At 71.3% G+C, this 18337-nt stretch carries 13 protein-coding genes; 4 read left to right on the plus strand and 9 right to left on the minus strand.

Translation table 11 applies throughout. The annotated features are described in order from the left end of the window. Positions 1-171: 171 nt before the first annotated feature. Complete coding sequence (locus ABZ453_RS07320; RefSeq protein WP_359012438.1) at positions 172-3000, plus strand: BTAD domain-containing putative transcriptional regulator; 2829 nt, start codon at positions 172-174, stop codon at positions 2998-3000. A gap of 42 nt (positions 3001-3042) precedes the next feature. Here the strand turns inward: ABZ453_RS07320 and ABZ453_RS07325 are convergent, their stop codons facing one another. Next, positions 3043-3540, minus strand: coding sequence for a peptidoglycan-binding domain-containing protein (locus ABZ453_RS07325; protein WP_359012439.1), 498 nt, complete (start codon positions 3538-3540; stop codon positions 3043-3045). A 214-nt stretch (positions 3541-3754) separates the two neighbouring features. Continuing rightward, entirely contained in the window at positions 3755-5398 is a 1644-nt protein-coding gene (locus ABZ453_RS07330; RefSeq protein ID WP_359012441.1) for a serine hydrolase, read from the minus strand. A gap of 118 nt (positions 5399-5516) precedes the next feature. Here ABZ453_RS07330 and ABZ453_RS07335 point away from each other — a divergent pair, with 118 nt between their 5' ends. The 3 genes from ABZ453_RS07335 (at position 5517) to ABZ453_RS07345 (ending at position 11664) form a co-directional block, all read left to right on the plus strand. After that, positions 5517-5840, plus strand: coding sequence for a hypothetical protein (locus ABZ453_RS07335; RefSeq protein WP_359012443.1), 324 nt, complete (start codon positions 5517-5519; stop codon positions 5838-5840). 235 nt (positions 5841-6075) lie between these two features. After that, positions 6076-8790: an AAA family ATPase gene (locus ABZ453_RS07340; RefSeq protein WP_359012445.1), complete on the plus strand. Its 2715-nt coding sequence runs from the start codon at positions 6076-6078 to the stop codon at positions 8788-8790. Between the two features lie 84 nt (positions 8791-8874). Continuing rightward, positions 8875-11664 (plus strand): AAA family ATPase, encoded by a 2790-nt coding sequence (locus ABZ453_RS07345; protein ID WP_359012446.1) that lies wholly within the window; start codon positions 8875-8877, stop codon positions 11662-11664. A 7-nt stretch (positions 11665-11671) separates the two neighbouring features. Here the strand turns inward: ABZ453_RS07345 and ABZ453_RS07350 are convergent, their stop codons facing one another. The 7 genes from ABZ453_RS07350 to ABZ453_RS07380 form a co-directional block, all read right to left on the minus strand. Next, the gene (locus ABZ453_RS07350) at positions 11672-12505 is read right to left on the minus strand and encodes an alpha/beta hydrolase (RefSeq protein WP_359012448.1); all 834 of its coding nucleotides are present in this window, start codon (positions 12503-12505) and stop codon (positions 11672-11674) included. Positions 12506-12551: 46 nt separating this feature from the next. Further along, positions 12552-13436: an alpha/beta hydrolase gene (locus tag ABZ453_RS07355; RefSeq protein WP_359012450.1), complete on the minus strand. Its 885-nt coding sequence runs from the start codon at positions 13434-13436 to the stop codon at positions 12552-12554. Positions 13437-13479: 43 nt separating this feature from the next. Next, entirely contained in the window at positions 13480-13959 is a 480-nt protein-coding gene (locus tag ABZ453_RS07360) for a cupin domain-containing protein (RefSeq protein ID WP_359012452.1), read from the minus strand. Between the two features lie 14 nt (positions 13960-13973). Beyond that, a complete protein-coding gene (locus ABZ453_RS07365) occupies positions 13974-14963 on the minus strand; it encodes an alpha/beta hydrolase (protein ID WP_359012454.1) in 990 nt (329 codons plus the stop codon). A 78-nt stretch (positions 14964-15041) separates the two neighbouring features. Further along, positions 15042-15869 carry an SDR family oxidoreductase gene (locus ABZ453_RS07370; protein WP_359012456.1) on the minus strand — a complete coding sequence of 276 codons (828 nt, stop codon included), beginning with the start codon at positions 15867-15869 and terminating at the stop codon, positions 15042-15044. Continuing rightward, positions 15866-16675, minus strand: coding sequence for an alpha/beta hydrolase (locus ABZ453_RS07375; RefSeq protein ID WP_359012458.1), 810 nt, complete (start codon positions 16673-16675; stop codon positions 15866-15868). Before ABZ453_RS07375 ends, ABZ453_RS07370 begins: the two co-directional genes overlap by 4 nt. 204 nt (positions 16676-16879) lie before the next feature. Continuing rightward, a complete protein-coding gene (locus ABZ453_RS07380; RefSeq protein WP_359012460.1) occupies positions 16880-18220 on the minus strand; it encodes a ricin-type beta-trefoil lectin domain protein in 1341 nt (446 codons plus the stop codon). Positions 18221-18337: the final 117 nt, after the last annotated feature.

Consider the following 18337-nt stretch of genomic DNA (forward strand, 5'->3'; position numbering starts at 1 on the left):
TGCTGGAGAAGACCTGGCTGGGCTGAGGCTTGTGGGGCTGTCTTACCCGCGCGTAGCGTGTGTCGTGGCCTGGTGCCTGGGATGTGTCGCCAGGGCGATGCCGGTGAAGGGGATCACCGGCCAGGGGAAGGTGCGGAGCGTGTCCGCGTCTGATCGCCGGGGGTTGCCGTGGTGACGTTCAGACTTCTCGGGCCCGTCGAGTTATGGGGTCAAGGTCCGATCGACACAGGTCCCCCACAGCGGCGGAGCGTGCTGGCGGCGCTCGCGGTGGACGCCGGCCGCGCGGTGCCGATCGAGACGTTGATCAGGCGTGTGTGGGGTGACGATCCGCCGGAGGGGGCGCGCCAGGCGCTGTACGCGCATGTGGCCCGCATTCGGCGGGGGTTGGCGGCCGCCGGGTCCGTGCGGACGCCGGGCCTGCTGCGGCGCAGCGGCGGTTACGTGCTGGACACCGACCCCGAAGACGTGGACCTGCACCGGTTCCATCGCTTGGTCGCCGACACCCGCAGGGCCGGCCGGAGCGACGCCGAGCAGGTGACGACACTCCGTGAGGCCCTGGACCTGTGGCGCGGGGAGCCGCTCGCCGGACTGTCCGGGGAGTGGGCGACGCGGATGCGCGACACCTGGCAACGGCAGCGGCTGGACGCGGTCACCGCCTGGGCGAACGCGGAGACGGCAGTGGGCAACCACGCGGTGGTGATCGACCGCGTGCCCGAACTGGTCGACCAACACCCCCTCGTGGAACCGCTGGTCGCCGTACTGATGCGGGCACTGCATGAGGCGGGGCGCGGGTCCGAGGCTCTGGAGTGCTTCGCCGAGACCCGGAAACGGCTGGCCGACGAACTGGGCGCCGATCCGGGGACCGAGCTACGGCAACTTCACCAGGCGATCCTGCAGGGCGCCCCCCGGCCGCCCGAGGCCACGGATCCGCCGCCTTCGGCCCGTCCGCGGTCCGCGCCGGTTCTGGCGCACCTGCCCCTGGACGTACCGGCTTTCACCGGCCGGCAGGAAGAACTGGCCCAGCTCGACAAGATCCTCGCGGACGACATCGGCAGCCCCACGGTGGCGGTGATCTCGACACTCTCCGGGACCGCGGGCGTAGGGAAGACGGCTCTCGCCGTCCACTGGGGGCACCGGGTGGCCGACTGGTTCGAGGACGGCCAGATCTACGTGAACCTCCATGGTTTCGAGCCCTCGCGGCCACCCGTGACCCCGGCGGAGGCCCTGCCCCGGCTGCTGGAGGCATTGGGTGTGCTCCCCCAGCACATGCCGGTCAGCCCGGAGGCCCAGGCCGGGCTGTATCGGAGCATGCTGGCGGGGCGCCGGATGCTGGTGATACTCGACAACGCACGGGACGCCGAACAGGTACGGGCCTTCGTGCCCGGCAGTCCAGGGTGCTTCACCCTGGTGACCAGCCGAAACCGGCTCTCCGGCCTGATCGCCCTGGAAGGCGCCCGGAGTCTTGTCCTGGATGTGCTGCCCGCGGCGGAGTGCCGTCGGCTGCTCGCCCGCCGGACAGGGGCCGAGCGCGTGATGTCCGAACCGCTGGCGGTCGACGAGATCGTGAGTCGCTGCGCACGGCTGCCGCTGGCCCTGGTGATCGTGGCGGCCCGCGCGGCCATCGAGCCGGGTCTCGGCCTGGCACGGCTCGCCGCAGAACTCCGGGACGCCCAGGACTCCCCATCCGGGCTGGACAGCTTCGGCAGCGAGGATTCGCGGGCGGACATACGGGCCGTGTTCTCCTGGTCGTACGGCACCCTGAGCCCCCAGGCCGCCCGGATGTTCCGGCTGCTCGGCGTACACCCCGGCCCGGACATCAGCGTGCCCGCCGCCGCGAGCCTGGCCGGGATCCCCGTCCCGGACGCGGGCCGACTACTGACCGCGCTGGCCGACAGCTGCCTGGTCACAGAGCACTCGCACGGCAGATACGTACTCCACGACCTGCTGCGGATGTACGCCGCCGAACTCGCCGACACCGTGAACGCCGCCGGCGAGACGCAAGCGGCCGAAGACCGCCTGTTCAGCCACTACCTGCACTCCGCCCACTCCGCGGACCGCATGCTGGATCCACACCGAGACCCGGTCGCGCTGCCGCCCGTGGTCCCCGGCGTCTCCCCCGAACACGCCGCGGACCACCCGACGGCCCTTGCCTGGTTCACAACCGAGCACCCCGTGCTTCTCGCGGTGGTGCACCGGTCGGGCACCACCACGCGGACACCGGACGCCCCGACCTGGCAGCTGACCCGCGCCCTGACCACGTTCCTGCAGCGACGCGGCCACTGGTCCGACTGGGCCACGGCCCAGCAGGCCGCGCTGGACACCGCTCTCCGCTCGGCCTCCGCCGCCGGGCAGGCCGACGCCCACAGGGGCCTCGGCCGCGCCTGCACCCGCCTGACGCGGCTGGACGACGCGCTCACCCACCTGGCCCGTGCCCTGGATCTCCACAAAGCCCTCGGCGACCGAACCGAGCTGGCCCACACCCACCTCGACCTGGCCCGCCTGCACGCCCGGCGGGACGCCTACCCCGAAGCGCTGGCCTGTGCCCGGGAGGCCCTTGACCAGTACGCCTCCTTGGGCCACCGCACCGGGCAGGCCCGGGCCCTGAACTCGGTCGGCTGGTACCACGCGCAACTCGGCGACCACCGGCAGTGCCTCGCGTTCTGCGGACAGGCGCTGGAGCTCTTCACCGAACTCGGCGTCCGCGACGGACAGGCGGACACCTGGGACAGTCTCGGCTACGCCCACCAGCACCTGGGCGACCACCGCCGGGCCGCGGCCTGCTACGACAACGCCGTCGCGCTGTTCCACGGTCTCGGGGACCGCTACTTCGAGGCCGACGTGCTGGCCCACCTCAGCGCGAGCCACCGGGCCGCCGGCGACGCCACGGCGGCCCAGCGGGCCGCGCGCCGCGCGGCGGACATCCTCAACGAACTCGGCGTGCCGGACTCGGACGGCGTCCGCGCCCGGATGCGCCGCCTCGGCCTGCCGGCCGGATCCTGAGTAGGTACTGCTCAACGTCCGCTGAGCCGCCGTGCGGACACGTCAAGGACGCCTGTAGCAGAAGCCCGTGTGGCTGCCGTTTTCGCCGTTGCTGTAGTCGTATGCCTCAAAGACGAACCAGGAGCTGGTCTTGGGGCCGAAACGACCGTCCACCTTCAGCTTGGCGGCGCTCCAGCTCTGGTTGATCTTCGTCTGGGCGTTCTTCACCGCTTGCTCGGTGTTGCCGCCGAAGTCCCGGTCCTCCGCGATGTGCTGGCCGAAGCAGGTGTTGAGGCTCTCCTGCACGACCAGTACGGGGATGCCGTTCATCCCCCGGGCCACGACGCAGTTGTAGTTTCCCGAGCCCGCCGACGGCACATGGAGGTACCAGCCGCCACCGACACTCACGTTGGTGAAGCCGGTGCACTCGACCTCGGCGGCGGCCGTCTTCGACGCGACCTGCGCCGACGCCGTTCCTGTGCCCCCCGCCACCAGCGCCGGGACGGCGAGCGCCGCCACCGCCGTCAACGAAGCCAGCCTCGCCCGTCGTGTCGTCCGCATTGATTCCCTCTCCCTTTGTCCCACGCCCCTCGCGCAGATGCGCCAGGGCCGTGCGCCGGCGGGACCTTCCGCGCCTGTGGCAGGCGTGGTCGCCTCGGTGCACAGGACGACAATGGGCAGCGAGCCTTGTCGGAACCTTGCCGGAACCTTGCTGGCGCGGATGCAGGCCACACGGCCTCCTGCGCCCCGTCCACAACCTCCCGAGACAGAACAGCTAGTCGTTCCTCGTGAAGGTGCCGAGACCGCTCGTGTCGAGGTTCTCGACCCGCACCTTGTCGGCGCGTCCGCCGGAGCCGACGGTGAAGGTCACGCCGGTCAGGCCGACGGCCATTTCGCCGGTGGTGCGGTAGCTGAACATGTCACCGTTGTAGTGGACCAGGACGAACCGTTGCTTCTTGGGCCCGATCTGCATGGTGAGTTCGTTCCCCTGGGCGCTGACGGTCAACGGGCCGTAGTACTCGTTGGCGTACGTTCCGGTGTAGGCGCTGTTCGCCTTGGCGGGTGCGGGCGAGGCAGGGGGCTTGCTGTAGTCGACCTCCGAGCGTTCCCCCTGCAGGGTCTGCTGGAAGATCGGCCCGAGGAACTTCAGCCAGTCGACGGTCGGCCCGCCGGTCTGCGCGGTGTCGAGGAACGTGGCGGAGATCGCCTCCGGCACACCGATCGGCTCACCGTTGGTCAGGACGACGATGCCGAGCTTTTCCGAGGGCAGCAGGGCGACGTTGGTGGCCGCCCCCAGCGCGAAGCCGCCGGAGTGGCCGAGCTTCAGCCTGCCCTGGTCGTCGTAGCTCACGTTCCAGCCGAGCCCGTAGAACCCGGTCCTGCCAGCGGGCGAGTGCGGCGGCTCGGAGACCATGTGCGGCACGTGCGTCTCCTCCAGAGCGGCGGCGTCGACGACCTGCCGCCCCTCGAACTTGCCGTTGCCCAATTGCAGCCGCAGCCACTTCGTCATGTCCCGGACCGTGGAGCTGGCACCGCCCGCCGGGCTCTGGGCGTCCGGGTCACGTACGTACGCGGCGCGCCAGGTGCTCCCCGTCTTCACGTGCAGGGAGGCCTTGTTGCCCGCCTTCTCGTAGTCGGCGAACGAAGAACTGGTGGAGTCCATCCCCAGCGGCCGGTACACCTTGTCGGCGGACAGCTTCTCCCAGTTCGTCCCCGCCGCCCGCGCGGCGGCGACGGCGGCTTCGGTCAGCCCGAAGTTGGTGTACGCGTAGTGGGCGCGGAAGGGGGCCAGGGGTTCGTAGCGCAGGTGGTCCAGGATGTACGAGCGGTCGTAGCCGAGGTCCTCCAGGATGTCGCCGGCGTGGTCGGGCAGTCCGCTGCGATGCGAGAAGAGGTCGGCCAGCGTGACATGGCGACTGACCCACGGGTCCTTCAACGCAAAACCGGGGGTGTACTTGACGACCGGGTCGTCCCATCCCACGGTCTTCTCGCCCACGGCCGCGGCCACCACGGTGGAGGCAAGGGGCTTGGAGACCGAGGCGAGCTGGAAGACCGTGTCCGCTCCGACCTGGTCCTTCGTGCCCACCTTCCGCACGCCGAACCCCTTCAGGTACATCACCTTGTCGTCGTACACCACACCCACGGCGATTCCGGGCACACCGGTGCGGTGCATGGCGTCCCGTACGACCGCGTCCAGCCGGTTCACCGCGGTCTCGACCTTGACCCGGGTGAGCTGTGCCGGCGGCTGGGCGGGTGGAACGGTGGGCAGCGGCGACGTCCCGACGGCCGCACGGCCCGCGACGGTGGTGTCGGCATCGGCCGCGGTGCAGCCGACGGCCAGGGCCGCGACCAGGCCCAGGGCCGCGGCGGAGCGAAGTGAGCGCGGGTGTGCGCCGTTGGGTCGGGACATGTCTTCCATGGGAGCCCCTCCCCCGGTGCCTGTCGCGCCCTGGCAGGCCGTTCGGGGGATCGAGGTGCGCCGCCACTCCACCCGACCGGCGGGGACCCTTTGTCGCGGGATTGCGGACCCCGGCAGCATGCCGGTGAACGCACTCAATCGTGGGGTCCGCCGACAGGGACCCGACCAGATCCTGCAGACCGCGAACACCGGCACCACCGTCGCCGAGGACGCCGCCCGCACCCTGGCCACCCTCCGCCAGGTCATGCCGCCCGCCTGCGCCCAGACCCGGGAGATCCAGGTCGACAAGGCCGGCAAGCGCGACCCGCGCCTGCAACACCCGGCATACGGCGCGGGCCACCGCCACCGCGGACGCCGCCTGCAAGCGCCGCCATCACGCGGCCGAACTCTGGCACGCCGTGCGGGCGCGGAAACAGACCGCGGACATCGCCGGACACCGTGACCGCCATACCGCGGGGCTGCGGGCGCTGAGGACGTACCGGGCCGCCGTCGCCGACGTGCTGCACAGGCTCGGCTGACGAATGTCCCGTACCGGCTCGTGTCCTGGGAGGACGGGCCTTTGGGGGGTGGGGGCCAGGCCGTCGCGGCCTGGCTTTTCGTTCAGGTCCACGGACGCGGCGCAGTAGTCTGACCTTTCAAACAGACCGCGTCCGGCGACCCGGTCTGATGGGGGGAACGTGGAGCTCATCGGTCGGGACGACCAGCTGGACCTGTTGCGTCGGCTGTTGGCCGAGCCGCGGAGCCACAAGGACGCGGTGCTGGTCCGCGGGGCGCCCGGTATCGGAAAGACGGCGCTGCTCGCCGAGGCCGCCCACCTCGCCGAGGGGCTCGGCTACCGTGTGCTGCGCACCAGCGGTGTCGAAGCCGAGAGCGACATCCCCTATGCCGGTCTGCAGCTCGTCCTGCGTCCGCTGGCCGCCTCGGCCGCCGAGCTGTCCGCACCGCACCAACAGGCCCTGGACACCGCTCTCGGGCACGCCGAGGCCGGTGTTCCCGACGTCTTCCTGGTCGGTCTGGCGGTTCTCAATCTCCTGGCCGACGCGGCCGCGCTCGTGCCCGTGCTGGTTCTCGTCGACGACGTCCAGTGGCTCGACGACGCCACCGCCAGCGTCCTGGCCTTCGTGGCGCGAAGGATCGGTACGGAGGCGGTGGTCATCGTGGGAGCCGCACGGGAGGGTTACCGGTCGCGGCTGGACTCCGACGAACTCACCTCCCTGCCCCTGGGACCGCTCACGGACGGGCAGTCCCGGGAGCTGCTGGCGGACCGCGCCCCGAAGCTGCGGCCGAGCGCGCATCGGCGGCTGCTGGCCGAGGCGGCAGGCAACCCCTTGGCCCTGACCGAGCTCTCCCGGACCCTCGGCGCGCTGGCCGATCCGCACCTGTCGCAACTACCGCTCACCGAGCGGCTGGAGCGGGCCTTCACCCACCGTCTGGAGACCCTGCCCGACATCACCCGCAGTCTGCTGCGGATCGCGGCCCTCAACGACAGCTCGTCACTCCCCGAGATCTACCGCGCGACCCGGCAGTTGACCGGCGTCACGGCCGGAACCGCGGAGCTCGACCCTGCCGTACGGGCTCGGCTCGTCCAAGTCGTCGGTACGGAGCTGTCGTTCGGGCATCCGCTGATGCGGTCGGCGATCCACCAGACCATGCCCACCGGCGTCCGCCACGCCGCGCACGCCGCCCTCGCCGCCGTACTCGACGAGCATCCCGACCGCCAGCTGCGTCATCGGGCCGCCGCTGCCCACGACCCGGACGAAGCCGTCGCCGCGGCGTTGGAGGACACCGCACACCGCGCGGCGCACCGTGGCGGCATCGCGGCGGCCGTCACGGCCCTCGAACAGGCCGCCGTGCTCAGCGAGGACGCCGACCGCCGGGCGGAACGGCTGCTGCGTGCCGCCGACTTCGCCGTCGAACTCGGCCGGCCCGAGACGGTGACCCGGCTGCTGGACCAGGCTCTCACCGGGCCGCTGTCGCGGCGGCAGCACGCCACGGTCGTCTGGCTGCGCGGCAGCTTCGACGAGGGACTGCACAGTCACGCCTCGGGAGCCAACTCACTGACGGCGCTCGCCGAGGAGATGGCCGTGGAGGACCGGGCGCTGGCGCTGCGGATCCTGTGGAGCGCCGCGCAGCTGTGCTTCTGGTCCGACCCGGGGCCGGAGGGCCGCCGAGCGGTCCTGCAGGCGGTGGAGCGGCTGGAGCTCGATGAACTCGATCCGTGGCGCCTGGCCATCTGCGCCTACGCCGCCCCGGTCGACCGCGGCACCTTCGTCCTGGACCGGGCCCGGCACATCGCCCTGAAGGAGGGCGACGACGGCCGCTCCTACCGCATGCTCAGTACCGCCTCACTCCTCGTCGGCGGCTTCGACCTGGCGCGGGCGTTCTCCGCGGCGGGCGGTGCGCCCCTGCGCGCCCAGGGACGTCTGGGCCTGCTGGCCCGGACGGTGGGTGCGGACGCGTGGAGCGCGCTCGTGGTCGGCGATCTCGGCGCGGCGATCGCCGCGACCGAGGAGTCACGGCGGCTGGCGCGCGAGACCAGCCAGACGATGATGTACGCGTTGATGACCGCCACCGCGGCCAAGCTGGCCGCACTGCGCGGTGAGGTGGATGCCGCCCTGGAGCTGGCCGAGGAGGCGGAGGGCATCGGGCTGCCGGCCGGGGCACGTCCGGTGCTGGCCACCGCATCGATGGCACGCGGGCTGGCCGCGGCGGGAGCGGGACGATTCGAGGAGGCCTTCGGTCATCTGCGCCGGCTCCACGATCCGGCCGATCCCGCGTTCCAGGTCGCCCTGCGACTGACCGCCGTGGGTGACCTCGTCGACGCGGCGACGCACTGCGGGCGGCTGGAGGCCGTACTGCCGGTCGTGACGGAGCTGGAGGAGATCGCCACGGTGACCTCCGCGCCGGTACTCCACGCCGAACTGCGCCTGGTCCGGGCGCTGCTGGCCGCCGACGAGGACGCCGATCCGCTCTTCACGGGCGCGCTGAGCGCCGACCTCGGCGCCTGGCCGCTGATCAGAGCCCGTACCCACCTGGCCTACGGCGAATGGCTCCGGCGCCGACGGCGCAGTGTGGAGTCCCGCGACCATCTCCGGGCCGCGCGCGACATGTTCGACGCCCTCGGTGCGATCCCCTGGGGGGAGAGGGCCCGCCGTGAACTGCGCGCCTCGGGCGAGACCAGCCGCCGTCGGGCCCCCGACGCCCGGGACCGGCTGACCGCCCACGAACTGCAGATCGTCCAGCTCGCCGCCGACGGCCTGACCAACCGCGAGATAGGCCAGCGGCTGTATCTCTCGCACCGCACCGTCAGCTCGCATCTGCACCGGATCTTCCCCAAGCTGGGCGTGGTCTCGCGTGCCGAGCTGCGCACGGTGGTCAGCGCACTGCGCTGACGACCGTCACATGACGCTCGCTTCCGCCGGCACGGCGCTCGTAGCGTTTCCCCACGTCAGAACATCGACGAGGGGATCGGTCCCATGGCGTGGAACGGCGTCCACCGTGCACCCGGGCCGCCGATGGTCGGCCGCCGGGCCGAACGGGAAGCCATCGGCCGGCTTCTCGCCGCCGTGCGCGACGGCCTCAGCGGAGTCCTGGTCCTGACCGGCGAACCCGGGATCGGCAAGACCCGGCTGCTGGAGTACGCCGCGGAGCAGGCCGCGGAACTTCGCGTGGTCCGCCTGACCGCGGTCGAGTCCGAGACCGGTCTCGGCTTCGGCACACTGCACCGCTTGCTGCGGCCCTTCCTGAACCGGACGGACCGGCTGCCCGGACCGCAGCGGACCGCGCTCGATGCGGCCCTGGGACTGGTCCCAGGGCCGCCCGCGGACCGCTACCTGGTCGGGCTCGCCACGCTGACACTGCTGTCCGAGGCCGCCGCCGACCAGCCGCTGTTGTTCCTGCTCGACGACGCGCAGTGGGTGGACCGGGAATCGGCCGAGGCGCTGGCGTTCACCGCTCGGCGGCTGCATGCCGACTCCCTGGGCATGATCATCGCCCTCCGGGACGGACTCGGGGACACCAGCCTGTTCGACTCGCTGGGCGGGCACGCCGTGACCGGTCTGCCGGAGCCGGAGGCCAGGATCCTGCTCTCCTTCGCCACCCGGCGGGTGGACTCGGCGGTGGCCGAGCGGATCGTCGCCGGTACCGGCGGGAATCCGCTCGCCCTGCTGGAGTTGACCGACGCCCTCGCCGCCGAACAACTGGCCGGTGTCGCCCCGTTGCCCGATCCGCTGCCCGTGAGCAGCCTTGTCGAGGGCCATTTCCGACGCCTGGTCCAAACCATGCCGCCCGAGACCGCCACCTTGTTGCTCCTGCTCGCCACGGCCCCTTCGGACGACACGGGGATGATGTGGCGGGCCGCCGGGCGTCTGGGGCTGTCGGCCCGCGCCGTCCAGCCCGCGATCGCCGCCGGAATCCTCGGCCGGGACACGCCGACAGCCTTCCGCCATCCCCTGATCCGCTCGACGCTGCACTCCGGAGCCGAACCGGGCGAGCTGCGCCGGGCACACGCGGCACTGGCCGCCGCCTGCGACCCCGTACGCGACGCCGACCGCCGCGCCTGGCACCGGGCCGAAGCCACGGAGGGAACGGACGACGGCGTCGCCGACGACCTGGAAGCCGCCTCCGAGCGGGCCCGCTCCCGCGGCGGATACTCCCAGCAAGCACTGTTTCTCTCCCGCGCCGCGGACCTCACCAAGGACCCGGACAAACGCGCCGAACGACTCCTCGACGCGGCACAGGCGCATCTGATGTCCGGTGACGCGCCCGCGGCACACACCGCCCTGGACCTCGCCGGGGCCGACATCCGTGGCCCGGTGCTGCGCACCCGCGAGCTGCGCACACGAGCGACAGCACAGATGTTCCAGATCGCCGTCGCCGACGTGCCCGCGATGCTCCTGGACGCCGTGGCCAGGCTGGGCCCGCAAGACCCGGGGCTGACCTGGGAACTGCTCTGCGAGGCGCTGCACGCCGTCCTGGTAGCCCACGACTGTGCGCAGGGCACGTCGCCGACCGAGGTCGCGGCCGCCGCCCTCACCGCCCGGCAGCGCACCCCGCACTCCACCGGGGGCGGCCGCGATCTTCTGATGGAGGCTCTGGCCCGTCGCATGGCCGAGGGCTACGAACGCGGCGCGCCCGCGCTGCGCGCCGCCCTCGACTCACTACGACGCGAGGGCGGGATCGGTGACGCGAACAGCCCCTTCGCGGTGATGCTCTCCATGGCCTGCGACGATCTGTGGGAGGTCCAGGCCGGGCGCGAACTCGCCGATCGCCTCGCGGCGGCCGACCGCGACACCGGCGCGCTGTTCGCGCTGAGCATCACGCTGCTCGTCCAGGCGCGCTACGACCTCTTGGACGGACGGTTCACGCAGGCGGAGGTCCGCTACGCCGAGTTCGACGACATCGCCGCCGCCACCGGCTTCCTCGGTGGCGGAGACATCAACCGGCTCCACCTGTTCGCCCTGACCGGCCACGAGGCCGAACTGCGCGCGGCGGTCCGGCGGGCCGCGGGGATGAGGAGCATGGGCCACGGCGTGCTCCAACTCCTGGCGCAGCACGCACTGACCCTGTCCGCGCTGGGGCAGGGCCGCTACCGGCAGGCGGCGAAGCACGCCCGAACGGTCTTCGAGGAAGACCCCCCGGCCTGCGGCAACCTCGTCCTGCCGCTGCTCGTCGAGGCCTGTGTCCGTTCCGGCGACCGAGCCGGCGCGAACGCGGTCCTGGCCCGGCTGGAGGAACGCGCCCCGCTCGCCGCCACCCCGTGGGCACTGGGCAGTCTGGCCGTCGGCCGGGCGCTGACGGCCGACGGCGACGACGCCGGGAAGTTCTACGAGGAGTCGGTCGAACTGCTGCAGCAGAGTCCGCTGGCTCTGGAACAGGCCCGCGCGCGGCTGCTGTTCGGCGAGTGGCTCCGTCGCCGCAAGCGGCGCTCCGAGGCCAGGACGCAGTTGCGTGCCGCGTACGAGAGCTTCGACACCTTCGGCGCCGTGCCGTACGCCGAGCGGGCCCGGCTCGAACTGCTCGCCACCGGGGCGACGGCCCGCAGGCGGTCGGAGGAGACCCGGTTCGATCTCACACCGAGGGAACGGCAGGTGGCGTCCATGGCAGCCTCCGGACTGACCAACGGGGAGATCGCGACGACGCTGTTCGTCACCGCCTCGACGGTCGAGTTCCATCTGAGCAAGGTGTTCCGCAAGCTCGGCATCACCTCCCGCAAGCACATCCCCGGCGCGATCGGCGATCCTGGCCCGGCGACCGCCGTCGACTGACACGGTGTCACTTGCTCAGGAAGGCCAGCAGCGCGACGTTCACCTCCTCGGCGTGCGTCCACAGCAGGCCGTGTGGGGCGGCCTCGATCTCGACGTACTGGGCCGAGGGCAGCAGCGCGTGGAAGGCCCGCCCGGTGGCGTCGACCGGCAGGATCCGGTCTCCCGTGCCGTGCAGTATCAACGTCGGTACGTCGATCTTGGCGACATCGGCACGGAAGTCGGTGAGCCAGGTGGGCACGCAGGCCACCGACGCGTACGCCGACGCACCCGCTGCCACGTTCCAGCCGGCCCGTACGGCCTCTTCGCTGATGCGGCTGCCGAGCGTCTCGTCGAGGTTGTAGAAGGCCTCGTAGAAACCGGTGAAGTAGGCGTAGCGGTCCTTCGTGACCGCCTGCAGGATTCCGTCGAAGACGGACTGGTCGACGCCGCCGGGGTTGTCGTCGGTCTTGAGCAGGAAGGGTTCGAGGGAGGCCAGGAAGGCGGCCTTGGCGATGCGCTGCGAGCCGTACGTGCCGAGATAGCGGCCGACTTCTCCGGTCCCCATGGAAAATCCGACGAGTACCGCGTCGGTGAGGTCCAGCCGGGTCAGAAGGGCGTCGAGGTCGGCGGCGAAGGTGTCGTAGTCGTAGCCCGTGGTCGGCTGCGACGACCGGCCGAAGCCGCGCCGGTCGTAGGTGATGACCCGGTGTCCGGCGTCGAGCAGGGCAGGCAGCTGCTTCTCCCAGGAGTGGCCGTCGAGCGGGTAGCCGTGGATCAGGACGACGGGTTGTCCGCTGCCGTGGTCCTCGTAGTACAGCTCGATGTCTGTGGAGTTCTCTTGTCCGACCGTGACGTAGGGCATGTCGGCTTCCCTTCGGGGATTGCTGGAACAGAGCGTTGATGCCGGGTCAGGAGGTGGCGCGGGCAGCGGTTTCGATGATGTGTGCGGTGGCGCCGGGGTGTGAGACGAGGACGGCGTGCGAGGCGGTGCGGATCACCTCGGTGTGCGAACCCGCGCGCAGAGCCATCGCCTGTTCTGCGGCGGGAGGGATGGCGCGGTCGGCGCCCGCGACCAGGAACCAGGAAGGAATGCTCTTCCAGGCCGGGGCGCTGCTGGGTTGTTCGAGGGCGGCCAGCGCCACCGGCCGTTGCCCGGCCGCCATCAGACGGGTCCTGCCGGCCGGTACGTCGGCGGCGAAGACCTGCCGGAAGTCCGCAGGGTTGACGTAGGCGTCCTGCCCGCCCGGGAACGGCCGGACCGTCAGCGCCGGCGGGAGCTTGCTGCCCGGGTACTTTCCGAGGATCTCCAGGCCGGACTCGCCCTGGTCGGGAGCGAACGCGGCGATGTAGACCAGCGCCTTGACCTGGGGGTGGCCGACCGCCGCGTCGGTGATGACGGCGCCTCCGTAGGAGTGGCCGACCAGGACGACCGGCCCCGGAATGGTGTCCAGGACGCTGGAGACGTAGGCAGAGTCGTCAGCCAGGCCACGGAGGGGGTTCGCGACGCCGATGACGGGGTAGCCCTGGCGCTGGAGCCGTGCTGTGACCGCGTCCCAGCTCGAGGAGTCCGCGAAGGCACCGTGGACCAGGACCACGGTCGGCTTGGGCGAGTTCGGTGCCGCCGACGCCTTCGTGGCGTTCGCCGTGGACGCCGTGCCGGCGGGTGAGGCGCCGGGTGTGGCGGCGGACAGCGCCGGGACCGCGAGCAGCGTTCCGACGGCCAGCGTCGTGAGCATCCGTCTTCTTCGGCGTTTGTCGCCCTGGCGGGGTCGGACGGGTTCGTTGCCTGTCATGGCTGTTCTCCTCGTCTTTCCTGCTTTTGCGGGGCGGTCTCAGTCAGAGGGACGGCGGCGGTCCGGTGACCCGCAGGTGGAATGCCTCGGCGGAGGCCACGACCGCGGCGAGATCGAACTCCGGCGGCAGGTCTCCCGCTTCGGCGACGGGGGTGCCGTTGGCCCTGAAGTACTCCTCGATGCAGGCCGGGCTGAACAGCACCGCGATCCGCGCCCCTTCCGGCGAGCGCACCAGGTAGCTGTGCGGGATGCCGCGCGGTCCGTGGGCGACCTGGCCAGGGACCAGGTCGTGGCGCTGGTCACCGACGAAGAACGTCACCTCGCCGTCGAGGACGAACCAGACCTCCTCCTCGTCCTCGTGGACGTGGTGCGGCGGTGCGTGGCCGACCGGGTCGGCGAACTCCATCAGACTGAGCCGGTTGTCGGTCGCGGTGCCGGGAAGCAGGATCCTGGCCTGGCCGCCGAGGAACCAGAAGGGTTCGCGTTCGGCCGTGGGCGCGAAGGTCGGGAAGAAACGCGTCACTTGCGCTCCTGACGTCATCGGTGCTCCCCCAGGAAATGCAGCAGTATGTGGGTCATCTCTTGCGGGTGCTCCTCGTAGATCCAGTGGCCGGAGTCGGGGACGACAGCCGGGGTGACATGGGTGGCGTACCGGCGTACCTGTTGCGCGACGGACGTACCGAGGCTGGCGGAGGCGCCGATCGCGAGCACCGGCATGGTCAGGGGCTTCTTCTGGAACCGCGCGTCGTCGGCGATGTCCTGCGGGAAGGTCCTGAACCACGCGAAGCTCGCTTCGAGGCGCGCGCGGTCGCGGAGGTAGGAGGCGAAGACCTTGAGGTCGTCCGGGGTCAGGGCGTCCTTGTGTACGGCGATGCCGCGCATGAAGCCGGTCGTCCAGGCCAGCTCACGGCCCTGGATCAGGTTCTCCGGGAGGCCGGTTCGCAGGGAGAAGAAGCCGAAGTGCCATGCGCCGGGGCCCTGGGCCGTCAGCGCCGGGTGCTGGTAGATGTCCTGGTCCGGGATGGGGGCTTCGCTGAGGACGAGTTTCCTGACACTGTGCGGGAACTGCGCTGCGTAGGAGTAGGCGACCATCGTGCCGATGTCGTGGCCGACGACGTTCACCTCGTGGTCCTTACCCAGCGACACCAGCAGTGCGTGCAGCTTGGCGGCCATGGTCTTCTTGTCGTAGCCGGACGCCGGGGCGTCGCTGTGGCCCGCGCCGGGCAGGTCCGGGGCGATGACGGTGTAGTGCCGGGCGAGCGCGGGCATGACGCCGTGCCACTCGTACCACGTCTGGGGATAGCCGTGGATCAGGACCAGAGTCGGTCCGTGGCCGCCGATCACGTAGTTGATGCCGGTTCCGGCGACGCGGGTCTTGTGCTCGCTGAAGCCGGCGGGGATTCGTTCACCGGCCGACGGTGCCGGCTTGGCGGAGGCCGCGGACGTGAGGGTGGTCGTGCCGAGGCCGACGGCCAGGGCGATGACCCCGGCCGCCAGGCGGCGGGATCGGGGCAGGCGAAATCTCACTGGTCACTCCAGTGGAGGTGGAGGTGGGGGTTGGGCGAGGAGCGGCGATGTCGCTGACGGCAGTCCCGTGACGGCGGGTCAGAGGGACTCGACGAGCCCACCGTCGATGACGAAGTCGGCGCCGGTGATGTTCGCCGCCGCCGGACCGGCGAGGTAGAGGACGAGATCGGCCACCTCTGCCGGACGGGTGAAACGGCCGGTCACCGACTGGTCCGCCGCGCCGCGCGCCACCTCACGGGGGTCCACGCCCCGGGACTCGCCGACGGTGGCGGCGACCCCGTCCGCGCCCTGCCACAGCGCCGTCTCCACCGGGCCGGGGCCGATGGTGTTCACCCGCACGCCGCGCGGTCCCACCTCCTTGGACAGGGCCTTGCAGAAGTTGGTCAACGCCGCCTTGGCGGCGCCGTAGTCGATGACCAGCGGGTCCGGCAGTCTGGCGTTGACCGAGGAGACGGTGACGATACGTCCCGCGCCGGTGGCGAGCAGGTGTGGCAGGGCGGCCCGGGTGGTGCGGACGGCGGCCATGAGGTTGACCGTCAACGTCCACTCCCAGTCCTCGTCCGTCACGGCCAGGAAGCCGTCGATGCGCGGCCGTACCGCGCCGACGTTGTTCACCAGGACGTCGACCCCGCCGTGGACCGCTACGGCTTCGGCGACCAGCGCGGCCGGTCCGTCGGGGGTGGCGAGGTCGACTTCCACGACGGTGAGTTCGACGCCCTGCTTCACGAGAGCGTCGAGGGCTTCGGTACGTTCCCTCGATCCGGCGACCACGCGGGAGCCGGCCGCGAGGAAGGCCTCGACGACGGCCAGCCCGATGCCGCGCCCGGCGCCGGTGACCACCACGGTCCGACCGGCCACGCCCGCGTCGGCACCGGGGTTCGTGGTGCCCCGGGAGGTCGACGTCATCGTCCGCTCCCCAGGCTCTGCTTCCGCAGCCAGTTCAGAACCGCGTCCGCGACCTCGCGCCAGCCGCCGTCGATCGTCAGGGAGTGCCCGCGGTCGGGGAAGTTGATGATGTCGGTGACGGCCTCGGAGTGCCGGTACTGCTTGAGGGTGGCCCGGGTGACGACCTCGGGCACGGTGTGATCCTTGCCGCCGGAGATGAGCAGCAGCGGGCCGCGTCCGCTGTTCTCCGTGTCGACCTTCGCGGGCGAGTGGGGGTTGAAGTTGGCGGAGGCGGCCTCGTAGAGCGGCTTGCCCGGCGCGGGAATGGTCCAGCGCTCGTACAGGGCCGCCGATTCCTCGTCCGGGACAGCGTTGCCGAAGGCGAACCGGAACTGCTCCGGGGTCAGGGAGACCGACCGGCGCTTGTTGGCCGGGTTCCTGAAGACCGGGAACGTCGCCTTGAGCGCGGACAGCGGCAGCGGCAGAACGCCCTTGATCTGCGCGGCGTCAATCGCGACGGCCGCCGCGGCACGGTCCTGGCCGAGCAGCTTCTGCGCGATCATCCCGCCGAAGGAGTGACCGATCAGGATGGGCCGCGCGGGCAGGGTCTCGATCAGGGCCGCGTAGTGCTCCACGACGTCGTCGATGCCGTAGCCGGCGACGCTCTCGGGGTTCTGGCGGGCCTCCTCCACGGTGTCGGGGTCGCCGGGCCACCCGGGCGCGGAGGGGTCGTAGCCCTCCGCGCGGAACAGGTCGATCCAGGGTTGCCAGGAGGTGCTGTGCAGCCAGAGGCCGTGGACGAAGACCACGGGAAGCGGGACGGTCATGGCTGGGCCTCTCTTCTGTGGGTGTGCTGACCCGGCATGTCCACAGGAAACCCGAGCCCGGCCGCGCTCGCACCAGGGTGACACCCCAGTGGTTGCAGCGCCCGAGCATCGACGCCGCAGCCGTCGTCCTCAGGGCCGGGCCTGCCGGCGCACGGCGCGAAAAAAAGGGGCCGGGCCGGCTTGTGCCGTGCCCGGCCGCTTCTGTCAGTTCTGCAGGTGCCAGTGCTGGTTCGCGCCGCCCGTGCAGGTCCACAGCTGGACCTTCGTCCCGTTGCCGGTTGCCTGGCCGCTGGCGTCCAGGCACAGTCCCGACTGTGCCGCTGTGATCGTGCCGTCCGCATTGACGTTCCACTGCTGGTCCGCCTGCCCGCTGCAGTCCCAGATCGCGGCCGGGGTGCCGCTGCCCGCGGACTGGCCCACGCCCAGGCACTTGTTGCCGTAGACCATCAGTTGCTCGGCGGCGGTATGGGTCCACCGCTGGTTGGAGCCGCCGTTGCAGTCCCACAGCTGTGCCTGGGTGCCGTTGGCGGTGGTGGAGTTGTTGATGTCGAGGCAGCGCCCCGACTGCTGGCCGACGATCTCCTGGCTGCCGGACGGCGGAGGCGGTGGCGGTGGTGTGCTGGAGCCGAACTGGGTGAAGAACTGCCACACCGCTGCCGACGTCCAGGTGCGCCAGCCGTCACCGGTGGAACCGTCTATGGGGCCGGGGTCGTGGCCCGCTCCGTCGAAGGCCGCCCACACGACGGGGTAGCCGGACCGGCATCCGGAGTACGTGGTGATGATGTGGGTCAGGCTTCCGTAGGCCGGTTCGGGCGGGTTCTGCGGGGTGCAGCCGTTCGTCCGGACGAAGGTGTCGCGCAGGTCCCGTCCCGACTGGATGGGCAGCACGTTGTCCCTAAGGCCGTGCAGACCCATGTAGGCGATGGGCTGGTTGCCGCCGTTGCAGCCGCTCAGGTTCGCGCCGGAGTAGACCGCGACCGCGCGGAAGACGCTCGCCCGTGCACAGGCGAGGGCGTAGGACATCGCACCGCCGTAACTGAAGCCCGCGGAGAACACCTGGGTGGTGTCGACACACAGGCCTGCTTCGATCTGGCTGACCATCGCGTCGACGAAGGCCACGTCCTGACCGCCGGAATTGGCCCAGCCGTTGCCGATGCCCTGAGGGGCGACGAAGATCGTGCTGTTGTTCGCGTTGTCCGCGAGGCGCCGCAGGCCGTAGTAGGACCAGTTGTATCCGTCGGTTCCGCCGGAGTCGACGTCGCCCGCCGTGCCGCCGCGCCAGTGGAAGCCGAAGATCAGCCGGTAGGGGTGGTTGTTGTCGTAGCCGGCGGGGATCCGGAGGATGTAGCTACGGGTCTGTCCGCCGCTCTGGATGGTGTGGTTGCCACTCGTCAGGGCCGGGGCTTTGCCGCAGCCGGCCGTCGACCCTGCGGCGGCGGTGGCCGACGGGGGTGCGGCGGCGCTTCTGCCGAACGAGGTGCCGGCGGCTGACAGGACGAGAAGCATCGCCGCCACGACGGGCAGTAAGAGCGGTTTGTGTTTCATCGGGGCTCTCCTTCGTGGATACCGCCGGCTTTGGCCGGGGGAGGAAACGAAGCTCCTGCGGAGCGGGGCAGGGAAAACCGGTTCGCCGCCAGGGCGGACCGGCGTGCGCGGTCCACC

The sequence above is a fragment of the Streptomyces sp. NPDC005799 genome, from assembly GCF_040630525.1.
GTDB classification, from domain to species: domain Bacteria; phylum Actinomycetota; class Actinomycetes; order Streptomycetales; family Streptomycetaceae; genus Streptomyces; species Streptomyces griseorubiginosus_B.